This window comes from Microbacterium phosphatis (assembly GCF_049177115.1).
In the GTDB taxonomy this organism is placed as follows: domain Bacteria; phylum Actinomycetota; class Actinomycetes; order Actinomycetales; family Microbacteriaceae; genus Microbacterium; species Microbacterium phosphatis.
Window position 1 is genome coordinate 373,587 of the sequence record NZ_CP185370.1, and the last position, 15,239, is coordinate 388,825.

Annotated in this window: 17 protein-coding genes; 7 read left to right on the forward strand and 10 right to left on the reverse strand. The window is 71.0% G+C overall.

Annotated features, from left to right (window positions below; translation table 11 throughout):
- Nucleotides 1-8: 8 nt before the first annotated feature.
- The 5 genes from ACOKGD_RS01735 to ACOKGD_RS01755 form a co-directional block, all read right to left on the reverse strand.
- Nucleotides 9-914, reverse strand: a complete 906-nt coding sequence (locus tag ACOKGD_RS01735; RefSeq protein WP_342336381.1) for an endonuclease domain-containing protein — start codon at nt 912-914, stop codon at nt 9-11.
- A 306-nt stretch (nt 915-1,220) separates the two neighbouring features.
- Nucleotides 1,221-2,180, reverse strand: coding sequence for an aldo/keto reductase (locus ACOKGD_RS01740; protein ID WP_342336382.1), 960 nt, complete (start codon nt 2,178-2,180; stop codon nt 1,221-1,223).
- Complete coding sequence (locus tag ACOKGD_RS01745) at nt 2,173-3,453, reverse strand: L-fuconate dehydratase (protein ID WP_342336383.1); 1,281 nt, start codon at nt 3,451-3,453, stop codon at nt 2,173-2,175. Before ACOKGD_RS01745 ends, ACOKGD_RS01740 begins: the two co-directional genes overlap by 8 nt.
- A gap of 229 nt (nt 3,454-3,682) precedes the next feature.
- A complete protein-coding gene (locus ACOKGD_RS01750; RefSeq protein ID WP_342336385.1) occupies nt 3,683-3,958 on the reverse strand; it encodes a GlsB/YeaQ/YmgE family stress response membrane protein in 276 nt (91 codons plus the stop codon).
- A 127-nt stretch (nt 3,959-4,085) separates the two neighbouring features.
- Entirely contained in the window at nt 4,086-4,670 is a 585-nt protein-coding gene (locus tag ACOKGD_RS01755; RefSeq protein WP_342336387.1) for a hypothetical protein, read from the reverse strand.
- A 47-nt stretch (nt 4,671-4,717) separates the two neighbouring features.
- Between ACOKGD_RS01755 and ACOKGD_RS01760 the strand changes: the two genes are divergently transcribed.
- Nucleotides 4,718-5,236, forward strand: a complete 519-nt coding sequence (locus ACOKGD_RS01760) for an adenine phosphoribosyltransferase (protein ID WP_342336388.1) — start codon at nt 4,718-4,720, stop codon at nt 5,234-5,236.
- An 87-nt stretch (nt 5,237-5,323) separates the two neighbouring features.
- Entirely contained in the window at nt 5,324-6,052 is a 729-nt protein-coding gene (locus ACOKGD_RS01765) for an HNH endonuclease family protein (protein ID WP_342336389.1), read from the forward strand.
- Nucleotides 6,053-6,055: 3 nt separating this feature from the next.
- On the opposite strand, the gene ACOKGD_RS01770 is transcribed toward ACOKGD_RS01765, so the two are convergent.
- Nucleotides 6,056-6,607 (reverse strand): AAA family ATPase, encoded by a 552-nt coding sequence (locus ACOKGD_RS01770; RefSeq protein ID WP_342336390.1) that lies wholly within the window; start codon nt 6,605-6,607, stop codon nt 6,056-6,058.
- 247 nt (nt 6,608-6,854) lie between these two features.
- Between ACOKGD_RS01770 and ACOKGD_RS01775 the strand changes: the two genes are divergently transcribed.
- From ACOKGD_RS01775 to ACOKGD_RS01790, 4 genes are read left to right on the forward strand one after another with little or no spacing between them, the layout of a single operon-like run.
- Nucleotides 6,855-7,922, forward strand: a complete 1,068-nt coding sequence (locus ACOKGD_RS01775; RefSeq protein ID WP_342336391.1) for an ABC transporter substrate-binding protein — start codon at nt 6,855-6,857, stop codon at nt 7,920-7,922.
- A 38-nt stretch (nt 7,923-7,960) separates the two neighbouring features.
- Nucleotides 7,961-8,791 (forward strand): ABC transporter ATP-binding protein, encoded by an 831-nt coding sequence (locus ACOKGD_RS01780; RefSeq protein WP_342336392.1) that lies wholly within the window; start codon nt 7,961-7,963, stop codon nt 8,789-8,791.
- A complete protein-coding gene (locus ACOKGD_RS01785; RefSeq protein ID WP_342336394.1) occupies nt 8,781-9,593 on the forward strand; it encodes an ABC transporter permease in 813 nt (270 codons plus the stop codon). The genes ACOKGD_RS01780 and ACOKGD_RS01785 overlap by 11 nt, the downstream gene beginning before the upstream one ends.
- Nucleotides 9,594-9,595: 2 nt before the next feature.
- Nucleotides 9,596-10,432: an ABC transporter permease gene (locus ACOKGD_RS01790; RefSeq protein ID WP_342336395.1), complete on the forward strand. Its 837-nt coding sequence runs from the start codon at nt 9,596-9,598 to the stop codon at nt 10,430-10,432.
- 73 nt (nt 10,433-10,505) lie between these two features.
- On the opposite strand, the gene ACOKGD_RS01795 is transcribed toward ACOKGD_RS01790, so the two are convergent.
- The 4 genes from ACOKGD_RS01795 to ACOKGD_RS01810 form a co-directional block, all read right to left on the reverse strand.
- Nucleotides 10,506-11,450 carry a 2-hydroxyacid dehydrogenase gene (locus ACOKGD_RS01795; protein WP_342336396.1) on the reverse strand — a complete coding sequence of 315 codons (945 nt, stop codon included), beginning with the start codon at nt 11,448-11,450 and terminating at the stop codon, nt 10,506-10,508.
- A gap of 89 nt (nt 11,451-11,539) precedes the next feature.
- Nucleotides 11,540-12,247, reverse strand: a complete 708-nt coding sequence (gene purQ, locus ACOKGD_RS01800; protein ID WP_342336397.1) for a phosphoribosylformylglycinamidine synthase subunit PurQ — start codon at nt 12,245-12,247, stop codon at nt 11,540-11,542.
- On the reverse strand, nt 12,247-12,495 hold the full coding sequence (gene purS / locus ACOKGD_RS01805) for a phosphoribosylformylglycinamidine synthase subunit PurS (protein WP_342336398.1): 249 nt from the start codon (nt 12,493-12,495) through the stop codon (nt 12,247-12,249). The genes purQ and purS overlap by 1 nt, the downstream gene beginning before the upstream one ends.
- A gap of 131 nt (nt 12,496-12,626) precedes the next feature.
- The gene (locus ACOKGD_RS01810; RefSeq protein ID WP_342336399.1) at nt 12,627-13,598 is read right to left on the reverse strand and encodes a Gfo/Idh/MocA family protein; all 972 of its coding nucleotides are present in this window, start codon (nt 13,596-13,598) and stop codon (nt 12,627-12,629) included.
- Between the two features lie 208 nt (nt 13,599-13,806).
- Here ACOKGD_RS01810 and ACOKGD_RS01815 point away from each other — a divergent pair, with 208 nt between their 5' ends.
- Nucleotides 13,807-15,135, forward strand: coding sequence for an ABC transporter substrate-binding protein (locus tag ACOKGD_RS01815; protein WP_342336401.1), 1,329 nt, complete (start codon nt 13,807-13,809; stop codon nt 15,133-15,135).
- The last annotated feature ends 104 nt before the right edge of the window (nt 15,136-15,239 follow it).

Here is a 15,239-nt window from a genome sequence, read left to right on the forward strand (position 1 = left end):
TGGCGGCGTCAGCGCGCGTTGCGTGCGGTGATCGCCAGCAGGCGCCGCACACGAGCGGCCAGGCGCTCGGGATCATCGAAGTCGCGGCGCGTGACGTAGGTCACGGTGTAGCCGAGGGCCTCCAGTTCGGCGCGGCGCATCTCGTCGCGGCTCCATTGATCCGGGTCGCGGTGGTGGTCGCCCTGGTACTCGAGCACGAGCCTCTGCTCTCGGTACAGCATGTCGACACGCGCCACGTGCCTCGCGCCATCCCAGATCTCGACGTTGCACTCGGGCACGGGAAGGCCCGCCTCGATGAGCAGTACGCGCAGCAGCGACTCCCGCCGCGATTCGGAGCGGTCGTTCGCGAGCTGCAGCGACCTCACCCGGGCGGCCGCCCCCTTCTGCCGCGGGTGCCTCATGGCCTCAGTGCGCAGGTCCTCCAGCGAGCACAGCGGGGCGCGGTGATGGATCAGCCGGTCCGTCACCGCGACGAGATCCGCGGGCGACAGCTCGGCCGACAGGTCGATCCAGGTGCGGGCGGGGGAGGTGATCCGGGCACCTCGCCATGTGCCGATCACCGCGGGATCCACCGCGACGCTCCGCCCCCGGATGCCGGGGCGCCGGATCCGGTTGGCCGGCGCGGGGACGCCGATCATCGGCTCCGCGAAGGCTCTCGTCTCCAGCGGGCCCGGCAGGGGCAGCTGCCACACCGCGCCTGCCGTGCTGCCCATCGCGAAGGCGTGCGCAGGCAGCACCGCGAGCAGCAACCGCAGCCGTGCGAGCCCGGCGACCTCGCCGCTCGCACGCGTCCCATGAAACGGCGCGCTCAGATCCGACGCCCGCAACCGGGCGGGCGTGACCCCGGCCGTCCGCGCGCGATCGACGGTGAAGGAGGCGCCGAGGCCGCTCGGCAGAGGTCGAGGAGGATGCATGCCTCCCACGCTGGCCCCCGTCGGCCCCGCCCAGACCCCGCGCAGAGGTTTGTGAACACTGCGCCCCGCACATAGTGGGCTGGGGACGACCCACCCCTGTGGCGCAGGGAGTGAGAACAAGCAGATCCGTCAAAAACTGCTGCTCGCGCGCCCACTTGAGCGCATCCCCTGGCGGATCTGCCCGCGCCACGGCAGTGGCGCACAGATCCGCCAGGAGTGGCTGCCTCGCGCGGGGGATGGCCGCATCGCGTGGCGAAAGTGCGCGACGCCGCCGGGCCCCACGCACGCACCACGCAGCTCAACCCCTCAGGGGATGAGGCCCTCCTGCGCGAGGGCATCCCACAGCGCCTCGGGGATGGTGACCGTGGCGTGGGCGACGTTCTGGCGCAGCTGATCCGGATCGCCGGTGCCCGTGACGACGCAGGCGACGGGGGTGAATCGGCGGGGGTACTGCAGCGCGGCCGCCGGCAGCGAGACACCGAACGAGCGGCAGACGGCGCGGATGCGGCGCACCTTCTCGAGCACCTCGGGCGGCACGGAGCCGTACTGGTACAGGGCGTCCTCGCCGGGATCGTCGGTGGCCAGCACGCCCGAGTTGAAGACCGAGGCCGCGACGATCCGTGTGCCGTTGACGGCGCACAACGGCACAACGCGCGCCAGGGCGGGCTGGTCGGCGAGGGTCAGCCGCCCCGCCACCATCAGCACGTCGAGCCACGCCTCGGCGCCGAGCTCGAGCGAGCGGGTGGTCATCGAGCCGAGGCCGGTCGCGGCGATCCGCCCCTCGGCCTTCAGCGCGTGCAGCCCCTCGGCGCCGGAGGCGATGGCGGCCGTCGCGTCACCGCTGCCCTCCGGGTCGTGCAGGTAGAGCAGGTCGACGTCATCGAGCCCCATGCGCTCGAGCGACTCGTCGAGCGAGCGCCGCACGCCGTCGGGCGTGAAGTCCCACTGCCGTCGGGTCGAGGCGGGCACGTGATAGGCGTCGCCGAGGTCGAGCGACTCTCCGTCCCAGTCCCGATCCGGCACGAGCAGCCGCCCGGCCTTGGTCGAGACCACGTAGTCGCCGCGCGGCTTGCTCCGCAGGAACGCGCCCAGCCGCCGCTCGGCGAGGCCGAGCCCGTAGTGCGGGGCGGTGTCGAAGTACCGGATGCCCGCCTCCCACGCGGCATCGAGCACCGCGTGGGCCTGCTCGTCGGGCAGCACCCCGAGCAGGTTCCCGACGTTCGCCGTGCCGAAGCCGAGCTCCGGCAGCACGAGGGCCTCAGCCACGGAACTCGTACTCGGCACGGCTGGCGGCGTGCATCTCCATCCCGTTTCCGGGCGCGCTGGGGGCGTGATAGACCCCGTTGCTCACCTCGGTGGGGATGACGAAGTGCTCGTGCAGGTGGTTGACGTACTCGATCATCCGGCCCTCGACGGTGCCGCTGACGGCCACGAAGTCGAACATCGAGAGGTGCTGCACCGCCTCGCAGAGGCCCACGCCGCCCGCGTGCGGACAGACGCGCACGCCGAACTTCGCCGCGAGCAGCAGGATCGCGATGTTCTCGTTGATCCCGGCGACGCGCGTCGCGTCGATCTGCAGCACGCTCAGCGCCTCGGCCTGCAGCATCTGCTTGAACATCACGCGCCCGCCGCCGTGCTCGCCGGTGGCGACGGGGATCGGGGCGACCCCGCGCGCGATCGCCGCGTGGGCGAGCACGTCGTCGGGGCTGGTGGGCTCCTCGATCCAGGCGATGTCGAACGGCGCGAGATGCGCCATCCACTCGATCGCGTCGGCCACATCCCAGCGCTGGTTGGCGTCGACGGCGATCCGGATGTCGGGGCCGACCGCGTCGCGCGCGATCTTCAGGCGGCGGATGTCGTCGTCGAGGTCGCCGCCCACCTTCAGCTTGATCTGGGTGAAGCCGTCGGCCACCGCCTCGCGGCAGAGGCGGTCGAGCTTCTCGTCGGAGTAGCCGAGCCACCCCGGGGTGGTCGTGTACGCGGGGTAGCCGTTCGCCAGCAGCTGCGCCTCGCGGTCGGCCCGCCCCGGCTGCGCCGCGCGGAGCATCTCGAGGGCTTCGTCGCGGGTGAGGGCATCCGACAGGTAGCGGAAGTCGACGAGGTCGACGATCTCCTCGGGCGTCATCTGCGCGAGCAGTCGCCACAGGGGCAGTTCTGCCCGCTTGGCCTTGAGGTCCCACAGCGCGTTGACGACCGCGCCGATCGCCATGTGCATCACGCCCTTCTCGGGGCCGAGCCAGCGCAGCTGCGAGTCCCAGACGAACTCGCGCCAGACCCCGCCCATGTCGGCGAGCAGCTCCTCGACGTCGCGGCCGATCAGGCGCGGGGCCAGCGCGCGGATCGCGGCGGTCTGCACGTCGTTGCCGCGGCCGATGGTGAACACCAGGCCGTGGCCCTCGAGGTCGTCGTCGGCGTCGGTGGCGATCCGGACGTAGGCGGCCGAGTAATCCGGATCCGGATTCATGGCATCGGATCCGTCCAGCTGCTGGGACGTGGGGAAGCGGATGTCGGATGTGTCGACGCTGATGATTGTGCTCACGGGGCTCCTTGCGGGTCGATTCAGCTTAGACATCGGATGAATCCGTCGTCAAAGGTTCTGAGCGACTCTTTGCCCGGGCACACCAGAACGCCCGTCGCATTGGCGACGGGCGTTCTGGTCTGGTGGGAACCGCACCCTCCGGGGCCGGCCCGCCGCTGGCGGGGTCACATGGCTCGTGAAGGTGGGTTCCGCGTCCGGTCAGACACCGCTGGGGCGTCCGACGTTCGTATCACCGGGTGGTGCGGTTACCGCTACGGCCCGTGATGAGGCCCCAGATCAGCAGCACGATGATCGCGCCACCGATCGCGAGGAGCCAGGTCGTCAGATCGAAGAAGCCTCCGAGGTCTGCGCCGAAAATCAGCCCACCGAGCCAGCCGCCCAGCAGGGCACCCACGACTCCGAGGATAAGAGTGGCGATCCAGCCGCCGCCCTGCCGCCCAGGCAGGATCGCCTTCGCGATCGCTCCGGCGATGAGTCCGAGGATGATGAATGCGATGAAGCCCATGACGCGCTCCCTTCCTTGGCGGGGATCTCCCGCGGACTCAACGTTATGCACCGGGGGAATTCGCAGGGAGGGGCTTGACATAGCCTGTGAAGTCAGGGCATAGAGCCCGCTGAGCGGGAGAAGAACGTCAGGCGGGGTTGATCCGCAGCACGCCGGTGGCCTCCGTGACCCGCAGATCGTCGACGATGCGGACGGATCGGGCGAGGTCGTCGAGCGGCCCGGTCACGGTCCCGAACCGCTCCGGGTCGCCGCCGATCGCCGTCACCGTCACGAAGTGCGCGCCGGTGTCCCAGGTGTACTCGGCCAGGGGCGCGCGGCCCTCGGCGGGCGGCAGCACGAGCTTCTCGCCGACGCCCAGGTAGGTGCCGCGGAACGACTCGGTGTCGTCGTACTCCATCGGGCGCATGGCCCGGGCGGTGCGCAGCTGCGGGGTGATCTCCTGCAGCTGTGCGGTCACGACGACCAGCTCCGGGTCGTCCTTCCACACCCACGCGAGCACGCGCCCGTCGGCGCGCCGCAGCAGCAGGGGAGCGGCCTGGCTGAGACCCCACGCGAGCAGCCCGCTGCCGCGCCCCTGGCCGCCGATCGCGCGGGACCCGTGGCCCAGCAGCATCCGGATCGCGGCCCGGCGGTGGCGGCGCCCCCGGAGCCCCAGGGATCCGGTCACCGCGACCCAGCGCGTGGCATCGGCATCGGCCTGCAGTCGCGTCATGGCTCCAGGGTAGGCGTGGTCACAGGCGGGTGCGCGAGGATGAAGCCGTGCAGAACGAAGCCCTGGCCCGTGCCGAGTCGCTGATCGCCCTGACGCCCGACTACCCCGAGCCCGGGGTGCTGTTCCGCGACGTGTCGCCGATGCTGGCCGACGGGCCCGCGCTGCGCGCCGTGGTCGAGGCCATGGTCGCGCCCTTCGAGGGCGAGTTCGACATCGTCGCGGGGATCGAGGCGCGCGGGTTCCTGCTCGCCGGCTTCGCCGCGGCGATCACCGGCGTCGGCATGATGCCGATCCGCAAGGCAGGCAAGCTGCCGCGTCCCGCCGCCGCCGTCTCGTACGCGCTCGAGTACGGCACCGCGACCATCGAGGCGCCGGGTGTGCTCGAGGGCCATGAGCGCGTGCTGCTCTTCGACGACGTCCTCGCCACCGGCGGCACCCTCGCCGCGGCCGAGAGCCTCATCTCCGACCTCGGCGCCACGGTGGCGGGCTCCGCCGTGATCCTCGAGCTCGCGGGCCTCGGCGGCCGCGCCCACGTGGGCGACGTGCACGCGGTCTACACCGTCTGATCCGGCTCCCGATCCGAGGATCGGAACGGCCCGCCGGCGACACGCGGCGGCGCGGGGATGTCCGCGGTGGCGGCTACGGTCGATCGAGTGTTCCTGAAGCCCCGCCGTCGCCGCCGCACCCTCATCTGGCCCTGGATCGCGGCAGGCATAGCGGTCGCCGTCCTCGGCGTCGGGCAGCTGCCGGGGCCCGTGTCCAGCGTGATCGCCGCGCCCGAGACCGCGGCGCCCGCGCCCGGGGCCGAGGCCGCGGAGGGCAGCGCGCTCGCCCTGCTGGAGACCCTCGACGTCAAGGGGCGCGCGCCGCGCACCGGCTATGAGCGCGAGCAGTTCGGCCAGCGCTGGAAGGACATCGACCGCAACGGCTGCGACACCCGCAACGACGTGCTCGCGCGCGACCTGACGGCCATCGTCCGATCCGGGCCCTGCACGGTGCTGAGCGGATCCCTCGCCGATCCGTACACGGGCCAGGCGATCGCCTTCCAGCGGGGGCAGGGCACGTCCGAGCAGGTGCAGATCGATCACGTGGTGGCGCTGTCCGATGCGTGGCAGAAGGGCGCGCAGCAGCTCGCTCCGGAGGTGCGGGAGCGCTTCGCGAACGATCCGCTCAACCTGCTCGCCGTCGACGGCCCGGCCAATCAGTCCAAGGGAGACGGGGACGCCGCCACCTGGCTGCCCCCGCACAAGCCCACGCGGTGCGCGTACGTCGCCCGCCAGGTCTCCGTGAAGGCCGCCTACGGCCTCTGGGTCACGCGGGCCGAGCACGACGCCATCGCGGGCATCCTCTCGACCTGCCCCGAGCAGCCGGCCCTGCGCTGATCGCTACTCGAGCGAGGCGATGAGGCGCCGGAAGGTGCCCTCCACGTCGCCCTCGGCGCTGTGGATCACCCGGGCCGCCGGTCGCTCGGCGAGCAGACGGACGAGGTCGGCGTGCCACCCGGCCAGCGCCGTGTCACCGCCCTGCTCGGCGACGATGAGGCGCACGCGGTCGTGCCACGGGTCGTCGCGGTCGTCGGCCCCTCGGCGATGGAACCGCGCGACCGACGTCGTGGCGTCGTCCATGAGGAAGCGCTCGACGAACGCGGCGCCGGCGGCATGCGCGCACGCCTCGAAGCGCGTCACCTCGGCGGGATCCATCAGCAGCTGCGGGAACACGACGTCGTGGCCGCCCTCGAGGTACGCGCCGATCATCGCCAGAGCGGCGGGCCGGATGAGCGCCCCGGCCGCGCCGAAGTCGTCCTGCCACCCGCCGATCAGTGTGCGGAGGACGTCCACGTCGCAGACCAGCACCCCGGGATGGGCGGCGGCGTACCGCCGCGCGACCGTCGACTTGCCGATGCCGGGAGGGCCGTTCAGATGCAGCAGCTGGGCCATGGATGACGACCCTAGGGCGAGGGATCCGCGCTTCGATACCCAGCTGTGACCAGAGCGATACCAAAACACTGCGATTCCACAGGGACGCAGGCTTCACAATGGGTCACATCACCGAAACGCGGATGTCCGGGGATGTCTCCACCGGCCCGAATCGGTGCGATGCCCCCAGCCCTCCGCGCACCTCCTGGCGCGAGGCCCCCCGGAACCTCCGGATGTCGGATCGCGCCCGACCCTGGAGTCAACCGAAATGATGCGTACGCCGTTCATCCGCCGCGGAGCTCTCGCCGCCGGCCTCATCGTCACCGGCGCGATCGCGCTGACCGCCTGCTCCTCGGAGGCCGACACCGCCGCGAATGCGAACGCCGCCGGCGAGTCCGCCGGTCATGGCTCGATCACCGTCCAGCAGTCGTGGATCAAGAACGAGGAGTTCGCGGGCGAGTTCTACGCCACCTCCAAGGGCTACTACGAGGAGGCGGGCTTCGACGAGGTCACCCTTCTCGAGGGGCCCTCGACGGGTGTGGCCGAGCTCATGGGCGGCACCGTGCAGGTCGCGCTCAACGACCCGCTGGCCGTCGCCGCCGCGGTCGCGAACGAGGGCGCCACGATCAAGATCATCGGCGCCACGTTCCAGAAGAACCCCTTCACGATCCTGTCGCTGAAGGACGGCGCCGACATCGCCACGGTCGCCGACCTCAAGGGCAAGAAGATCGGCGTGCAGGACTCGAACCGCGCCGCGTTCTCGGCCTTCCTCGAGGCGAACGGCCTGGTCGAGGGCACCGACGTCGAGGTCGTCGCCGTGCAGTACGACCCGGCGCCCCTGGTGAACGGCGAGGTCGACGGCTTCTACGCGTACCTGACGAACGAGTCGCTCACGGTCGAGCTCGGCGGCAACCCCGTCACGAACCTGCCCCTGGCCGACAACGGCTTCCCGCTGGTCGCCGAGACCGTCTCCGTCACCGACGCGTACCTCGCCGAGAACCGCGAGCTGCTCAAGGACTTCCTCGTCGCCGAGATCAAGGGCTGGTCGGATGTCCTCGCCGACCCGACGCAGGCCGCCTCCGACGTCGTCGCCGACTTCGGCACGGACCTCGACCCGGTGAAGACCGAGGCCGCCATGAAGGCCCAGGCCCTTCTCATCGCGACCCCCGACACGGAGGCGAACGGCCTCTTCTCGATCACCGAGGACATGCAGCAGGGCACGGTCGACAGCCTCGCGGGCGCCGGCATCGAGGTCGACGCGTCGCAGATCTTCGACCTCTCGCTGCTCGAGGAGGTCTACGCCGAGAACCCCGAGCTCGTCGACTACGCGGGCTGACCCGGCTGCCCGGCGAAGCGACGCGGAGAGTATGAACCGTGACTGACACGGCTTCGCGGACCGGTGCCCAGGATCTCCTGGGCACCGGCCTGCACATCAGCGGACTGAACAAGGTCTTCCGTCAGGGGCGTCGCGATGTCGTCGCGCTCCAGGACGCGAACCTCCACACCGAGCAGGGCACGTTCCTGTCCCTGCTCGGCCCGTCCGGGTGCGGCAAGTCGACGATCCTGCGCATCCTCGCGGGTCTCGAGGCGCCCACCAGCGGAGACATCCGCGTGGACGGCCACACGCCCAAGGAGCTGCGCGCGTCCAACAAGCTGGGCATCGCGTTCCAGGATGCGGCCCTGCTCCCGTGGCGCAGCGTGCAGGCGAACATCCAGCTGCCCTTCGAGGTCGCCGGCAAGGCGGTCGACAAGGACTACGTCGCCGAGCTCATCGCTCTCGTCGGGCTCACGGGCTTCGAGAAGGCCAAGCCCGCCCAGCTCTCGGGCGGGATGCGCCAGCGCGTCTCGATCGCGCGCTCGCTCGTGATGAAGCCCGAGGTGCTGCTGTTCGACGAGCCGTTCGGCGCGCTCGACGACATGACGCGCCAGCGCCTGAACCTCGAGCTGCTGCGCATCTGGACCGAGAAGCCCGCGACCACGCTGCTGGTCACGCACGGCATCTCGGAGGCCATCTTCCTGAGCGACAAGGTCGCGGTCATGACCCCGCGCCCCGGCCGGATCAAGGAGGTCATGGACATCGACCTCCCGCGGCCGCGCATGCCCGAGATGATGCGCACCCCCGAGTTCCACGCCTACGTCGACCACGCCTCCGAGCTGCTGTTCGGCACGGCGGGTGGCGACGCCGCCTCCGACGATGAGCACTGAGGCGACCCTCGCGCGCCGTCCGATCCCGGCGGGCGTGTGGGGTGTGGCGGGCGTCATCGGCATCGTCGCGCTGTGGTGGCTGCTGGCCGCCACGGTGCTCTCGTGCCTCGGTCCCAACTGCACCCAGCCGATCCCGACGCCCGGCCAGGTGGCCGTCGAGACCGCGAGCCGGGGCTTCGGCTTCTTCGCGCCGCAGTTCGGCGTGACCCTGGCGGAGGCGGGCATCGGCTACCTCTGGGGCAACGGTCTGGCGCTGCTGTTCGCGGCGCTCGTGCTGGTCGTGCCGCGCCTCGAGGGCCTCGTCATGCAGCTGGCGACCATCACCTACTGCCTGCCGATCGTAGCGATCGGCATGGTCCTCATCGTGATGCTGCCCGTGCCGAAAGCGGGCGAGCCCTCGCCCACCTCGGTGATCCTCGCCGCGCTCAGCGTGTTCTTCACGACCGTGGTCGGATCCCTGCTCGGGCTGAAGGCGGCCGACCGCAGCGCCCTCGACGTGGTGGCCGTGTACGGCGGTTCGCGGCTGATGCAGCTGCGCAAGGTGCGTCTCATCGCCGCCCTGCCGGCGATCCTGAACGCGCTGCAGGTCGCGGTGCCTGCGGCCTTCCTCGGCGCGGTGCTCGGCGAGTTCTTCGGCAAGGTCCAGGCGGGTGTCGGACGGGCGATGATGATCGCGCAGGTCGACTTCAACCCGCCGCTCGTGTGGGCGCTGGCGATCCTGTCGGGAGTCGTCGCGCTCGCCGGCTACTGGATCGTCGGGATCGGCGCACGCGCCGCTGCACCCTGGTCGAAGGGGGCGTGAGCATGAGCGACACCTCCGCTTCGCTGCGCCGCCAGACGGCGACCGCCACGGCCCGCGTCCTCGGCCGGGGCCTGCTGATGTTCGCCGTGACGCTGATCGTCGTCACGGCGCTGTGGCAGGTGCTGCTGTGGGTGTTCCATGTGAACCCCTACGTCGGCAAAGGCCCGCAGGACATCTGGAGCCACCTCGTGAGCGGCCCGGAGGCCGCGGCGAATCGCGACGTCCTGTTCGGGCGCCTGTGGGTGACGCTCGGCCACTCGGTGATCGGCTTCGCGGCAGGTCTGGTGATCGCGCTGCTGGCGGCCATGCTGTTCCAGCTGAATCGGGGCGTCGAGCACGCGCTGATGCCGCTGGCGATGCTGCTGCGCTCGGTGCCGCTGGTGGCGATGGCCCCGGTCATCACCCTGGTGTTCGGCCGCGATCTCTGGTCGGTGGCCGTCATCGGCGGCATCGTGGTGCTGTTTCCCGCGCTGGTCAACATCGTGTTCGGCCTGCGTTCGGCCTCGCCGCAGATGCTCGATCTGATCCACGTCTACGGCGGATCCTCGTTCACCGCGCTGCGGAAGGTCGCGCTCCCGTCGTCGCTGCCGGCCTTCTTCGCCGCCGTGCGGATCTCCATCCCCGGTGCGATCACGGGCGCCCTGCTGGCCGAGTGGCTCGCGACGTCCGATGGCATCGGCGGCGGCATCGGCCCCGCGATCGCGCAGTCGAAGTTCCCCGGGGTGTGGGCGTCGGTCGTCCTCGTGACGGCGGCCGCGCTGATCCTCTACAACCTGATGCAGGTCGTCGAGGACACCGCGCTCACGCGCATGGGCATGCACCCCATGAAGAACGTCTGACGGATCGCGCCCCGCGCACACGAACGCCCCCGGACCATCGCGGTCCGGGGGCGTTCGCCGCTCTGGGGCTCGCTCAGCCGCCGATGACGATGTTGATCGGCTGCTCGCCGCGGGCGATCCGCTCGGTCTGCGCGGCCACCAGCTTCGCGATGCGCGGGCGCATCGGGTCGGCGTTGCCGCCGACGTGCGGCGCGATGATGACGCCCGGCAGTGACCACAGCGGGTGATCATCGGGCAGCGGCTCGGGGTCGAAGACGTCGCTGGCCACCCGGATCCGCCCGCGGGTGACGTGGTCGACGAGCGCGTCGGTGTCGACGATCGAGCCGCGGCCCACGTTGACGACGAGGGCGCCGTCCGGCAGGGCGGCCAGGGCGGCGTCATCGATGAGGTGGCGGGTCTCGTCGCCGCCCGGCAGACCGATGATCAGGATGTCGGCGGTCGGCAGCAGGTCGGGCAGCTCGTCGATGGCGTGCACGTCGAGGCCGTCCTCGCGGCGCGCGGAGGTGGCCACCGGCACCAGCTCGACCTCGAACGGCAGGATCCGGTCGGCGATCGCCTTCGAGACGCCGCCGAAGCCCAGCAGCACCACGCGCTTGTCGGCGAGCCCGGTCGCGCGGAACGAGTCCCACACGCGCTGATCCTGGTTGCGGACCATGCGGTCGATCTCGCGCTGGGCGGCGAGGATCAGCGCGAGGGTCAGCTCGGCGGTGGCGGTCTCGTGCACGGACGAGGCGTTCGCGTACACCGACCCCTCGGGCAGGCGCTCGGCCACACCCTCGAAGCCGATCGACTGGCCCTGCACCAGGCGATGCTCGACGTGCTCGAGCGCCTTGAGGGCCTTCCCCTGCTTCATGTACGGCGGCACGACGATGTCGATGCGCTCGCGCGGCGCGGGATCCTGACCCCCGTCCCACTCGATGACCTCGATGGGCAGGGCGGGGTCGAGCAGCGCGCGGACGTCCTCGGCGAGCTCGGCGGTCGGAACGGACAGGACGACGGTGTCGGGCTTCTCGGTCACGGCTCCGAGCCTAGTGAAGGGCTCGGCGGCGGGCGGACGCGGAACGGCGCCGCCCCGAGGGAGCGGCGCCGTTCGACGCGTGCTGCGCGTCAGACCGCGGCGGCCACCACAGCCTTGACGGCGCTGGTGAAGAAGCCGAGGCCGTCGACGCCCGAGCGCATGGCGGCCGGGGTCTGCGGGCCGAAGCCGGGCTCGACCGCGTGCTCGGGGTGGGGCATCAGACCCACGACGTTGCCGCGGTCGTTGACGATGCCGGCGATGTCGTTCGCCGAGCCGTTGGGGTTCACGCCGAGGTAGCGGAACGCCACCTGACCCTCGCCCTCGAGGCGCGCGAGCGTCTCGGTGTCGGCGATGTAGCCGCCGTCCGCGTTCTTCAGCGGGATGACGATCTCCTGACCAGCCTCGAAGTCGCTCGTCCACGCCGTGTCGGCGTTCTCGACGCGCAGGCGCTGGTCGCGGCGGATGAACTGCTGGTGCGCGTTGCGGATCAGGCCGCCCGGCAGCAGGTGCGCCTCGACGAGCATCTGGAAGCCGTTGCAGATGCCCAGGATCGGCATGCCCTTGGCGGCCGCGTCCTTGACCTCGGCCATGATCGGCGCGAGCGCGGCGATGGCACCGGCGCGCAGGTAGTCGCCGTAGCTGAAGCCGCCGGGCAGCACGAGCGCGTCGACGCCGTCGAGGTCGTGCGAGCCGTGCCACAGCGCCACGGGCTCGCCGCCGGCGAGGCGGATCGCGCGCTGCGCGTCGCGGTCGTCGAGCGACCCGGGGAAGGTGATGACGCCGATGCGGGCGGTCATCAGGCCACGACCTCGATGTTCACCACGTCCTCGATGACGGCGTTCGAGAGGATCTCGTCCGCGATCTTCTGCGCCTCGGCGAGGACCTCTTCGGTGACCTCGCCCTCGACGGTGAGCTCGATGCGCTTGCCGATGCGCACGTTCTGGAAGGCTCCGTGTCCGAGCCGCGCGAGCGATCCGGTGACGGCCTTGCCCTGGGGGTCCAGGAGCTCGGCCTTGGGCATGACGTCGACGACGATGGTGGGCATTCTCAAAGTCCTCTCAGCGGCCGCCTGCGGCCGCCGCTATGGGTTGTGGAGCGACGAGCGAAGCGAGCAGTCGAAACACAGGAATCGCGAGGGCGGGGATCGGCTTCAGTCTACCGGCGCGTCGCCGGGCCTCAGGCCCCCGAGACCTCGGCCCGGAGGCGGTCGACCTGGCCGAGGATGGCCAGGGTCTGGGCGTGCGGGACCAGCGGCGATTCGAGCAGATCCTGGGCGAGGCACTCGGCGACATGCGCCGCCTCGTTGCCGAACCCGCGCCCGTAGAGCGCCTGGGTGGGCTCGACGCGCACGGGCTCGCCGCCGCTGGGCACCCACGTGAAGTGCGTCGGCGCGTAGAACTGGTCGATCTCGATCCAGCCCTCGGTCGTCGACAGGCGGGCGGCCACCGGGGCGGGATGGGTGAGCCCCACGGCGAGCGCGGCCGTGGCGTCACCGGGGTAGCGGCCCGAGATCGCGACGTTCAGGTCGACGCGGTCGAACACCCCGGCTCCGTGCACCTCGAGCGCCTCGCCGAGCAGGATGTGCGCGAGCGAGAGCGGGTAGACGCCCACGTCGAGCAGCGCGCCGCCGCCCAGCTCGGGGTTGAGCAGGCGGTGCTCGGGGCCGGCGTCGACGCGGAACGAGAACTCGCAGTGCAGGTGGCGGGGAGCACCGAACTCACCGGCCTTCAGCCGGGCGTCGAGTTCGCGGATGACGGGGTTCGTCGCCATCCACATGCCCTCCATCAGGAAGCGGCCGTGCCGCGCGGCCGCGGCGGTCAGCTGCTCGGCCGTGGCGCGGTCGAGCGTGAGGGGCTTCTCGCACAGCACGTGCTTGCCGGCCTCGAGCGCACGGGTCGCCTGCTCGAGGTGCAGCGCGTGCGGCGAGGCGATGTACACGACGTCGATGTCGTCGGAGGCGAGCAGCTCGTCGTACGAGCCGTGTGATCGCAGCGCGCCGTGGCGAGCGGCGAAGTCGGCGGCGCGCTCGGCGTCGCGCGAGGCGACGGCGACCAGCTGCTGGCCCGGCGTCAGTGCGAGGTCGGCGGCGAAGGATTCGGCGATGGATCCGGGCGCGAGGATGCCCCAGCGGGTGGTCGTGTCAGTCACGAGCGTGAGCCTAGCGGCGGATCCCGACACGCGGTTCACGAGACGTTCATCACAGATCGATCACGGAGTTGCGCACCGTGGGAGCGCTCCCATATGCTCGCCTGCAAGCCCGGTGGGAGCGCTCCCATGCCCCCGACGGGCTTCCCTTTCACCACAGGGGTGCGCCACAGCCGGCGCGCTGATTTCCCCACCCACAAAGGAGTGAACTGTGAAGGCATCCACCATGCGCCGCCTCGGCGCCATCGCGGCCGCGGGCACCGTCGCCGCGCTCGCGCTCTCGGGCTGCGCCCCGGCCGGCGGCGGCGACGCCGACGCCGCCGAGTACGACCCCGAGGCCGACGTCACGCTGACCGTCACCACGTTCGGCACGTTCGGGTACGAGGACCTCTACAAGGAGTACATGGAGCTCCACCCGAACGTCACGATCAAGGCGAAGAACATCGACACCGGCGGCAACGCCAAGACCGATCTCGTCACCAAGCTCGGTGCGGGCGGCAAGGGCGTCTCCGACATCGTCGCGATCGAGGAGGGCTGGCTCGGCGAGATCATGAACGTGTCCGACATGTTCACGGATCTCCGCGACTTCGGCATCGAGGACCGCAAGGGCGACTGGGTCGACTGGAAGTACGAGACCGGCACCGACGCCGAGGGCCGTGTCATCGGCTACGGCACCGACATCGGCCCGACCGGCCTCTGCTACAACAAGGCCGCCTTCGAGGCCGCGGGCTTCCCGACCGACCGCGAAGAGGTCGCCAAGAAGCTCGAGGGCGACTGGGAGCACTACTTCGAGGTGGGCCAGGAGTACGTCGACGCCTCGGGCGGCAAGGCGTGGTTCGACCACGCCGGCTTCGTCTGGAACTCCATCGTGAACCAGCAGGAAGAGGGCTACTACACGAAGGACGGCGAGCTCAACATCGAGGACAACGCCGAGCTCCGCGAGAAGTTCGACCTCCTCGCCGACGCCGTCGAGGGTGGCCAGTCGGCCGCCCAGGAGGCGTGGAACTGGAACGAGGGCAAGTCGTTCACCGACGGCACCTTCGCGACCTTCGTCTGCCCCGGCTGGATGCTCGGCACCATCAAGGGCAAGCTCGAGAGCGCCGGTGCGACCCCCGAGACCTCCACGTGGGACTTCGCCGACGTGTTCCCCGGCGGTGCCGGCAACTGGGGCGGCGCCTGGCTGTCGATCCCCGAGACCTCGGAGAAGAAGGCCGCCGCTGCGGCGCTGGCCGACTGGCTGACCCAGCCCGAGCAGCAGGTGAAGCAGTCGGCCGCCGCCGGCAACTTCCCCTCGACCGTCAAGGCTCAGGAGACGCTGGCCGCTGACGCCACCCCGAACGAGTGGTTCAACGACTCGCCGACCGGTGCGATCCTCGCCTCGCGCGCCGAGGGCGTCGTCGCCCAGTTCAAGGGCCCGAAGGACTCGGAGATCCAGGAGAAGGTCTTCGGCCCGGCCCTGCAGGTCCTCGACACCGGTGAGGGCGACGCCGACGCCGCCTGGGACAAGGCTCTGGGTCTCCTCAAGGAGATCGTGAAGTAACTCCCTCCCTGAGGAACCCGACGCGTGCCGGGGATCGCCCCGATCCCCGGCACGCATCCCCTGGTGCGGCCCCAGAAGTGTCCCGTGCCGCATCACCCGACACC

Excerpts from the sequence above, each read along its gene's own strand:
- ACOKGD_RS01775 (WP_342336391.1), top strand. The coding sequence starts at position 6,855 with ATGATGCGTACGCCGTTCATCCGCCGCGGAGCTCTCGCCGCCGGCCTC.
- ACOKGD_RS01770 (WP_342336390.1), bottom strand. The coding sequence starts at position 6,607 with ATGGCCCAGCTGCTGCATCTGAACGGCCCTCCCGGCATCGGCAAGTCG.
- ACOKGD_RS01750 (WP_342336385.1), bottom strand. The coding sequence starts at position 3,958 with ATGGGCTTCATCGCATTCATCATCCTCGGACTCATCGCCGGAGCGATC.
- ACOKGD_RS01755 (WP_342336387.1), bottom strand. The coding sequence starts at position 4,670 with ATGACGCGACTGCAGGCCGATGCCGATGCCACGCGCTGGGTCGCGGTG.
- purS (WP_342336398.1), bottom strand. The coding sequence starts at position 12,495 with ATGCCCACCATCGTCGTCGACGTCATGCCCAAGGCCGAGCTCCTGGAC.
- purQ (WP_342336397.1), bottom strand. The coding sequence starts at position 12,247 with ATGACCGCCCGCATCGGCGTCATCACCTTCCCCGGGTCGCTCGACGAC.
- ACOKGD_RS01790 (WP_342336395.1), top strand. The coding sequence starts at position 9,596 with ATGAGCGACACCTCCGCTTCGCTGCGCCGCCAGACGGCGACCGCCACG.
- ACOKGD_RS01735 (WP_342336381.1), bottom strand. The coding sequence starts at position 914 with ATGCATCCTCCTCGACCTCTGCCGAGCGGCCTCGGCGCCTCCTTCACC.
- ACOKGD_RS01785 (WP_342336394.1), top strand. The coding sequence starts at position 8,781 with ATGAGCACTGAGGCGACCCTCGCGCGCCGTCCGATCCCGGCGGGCGTG.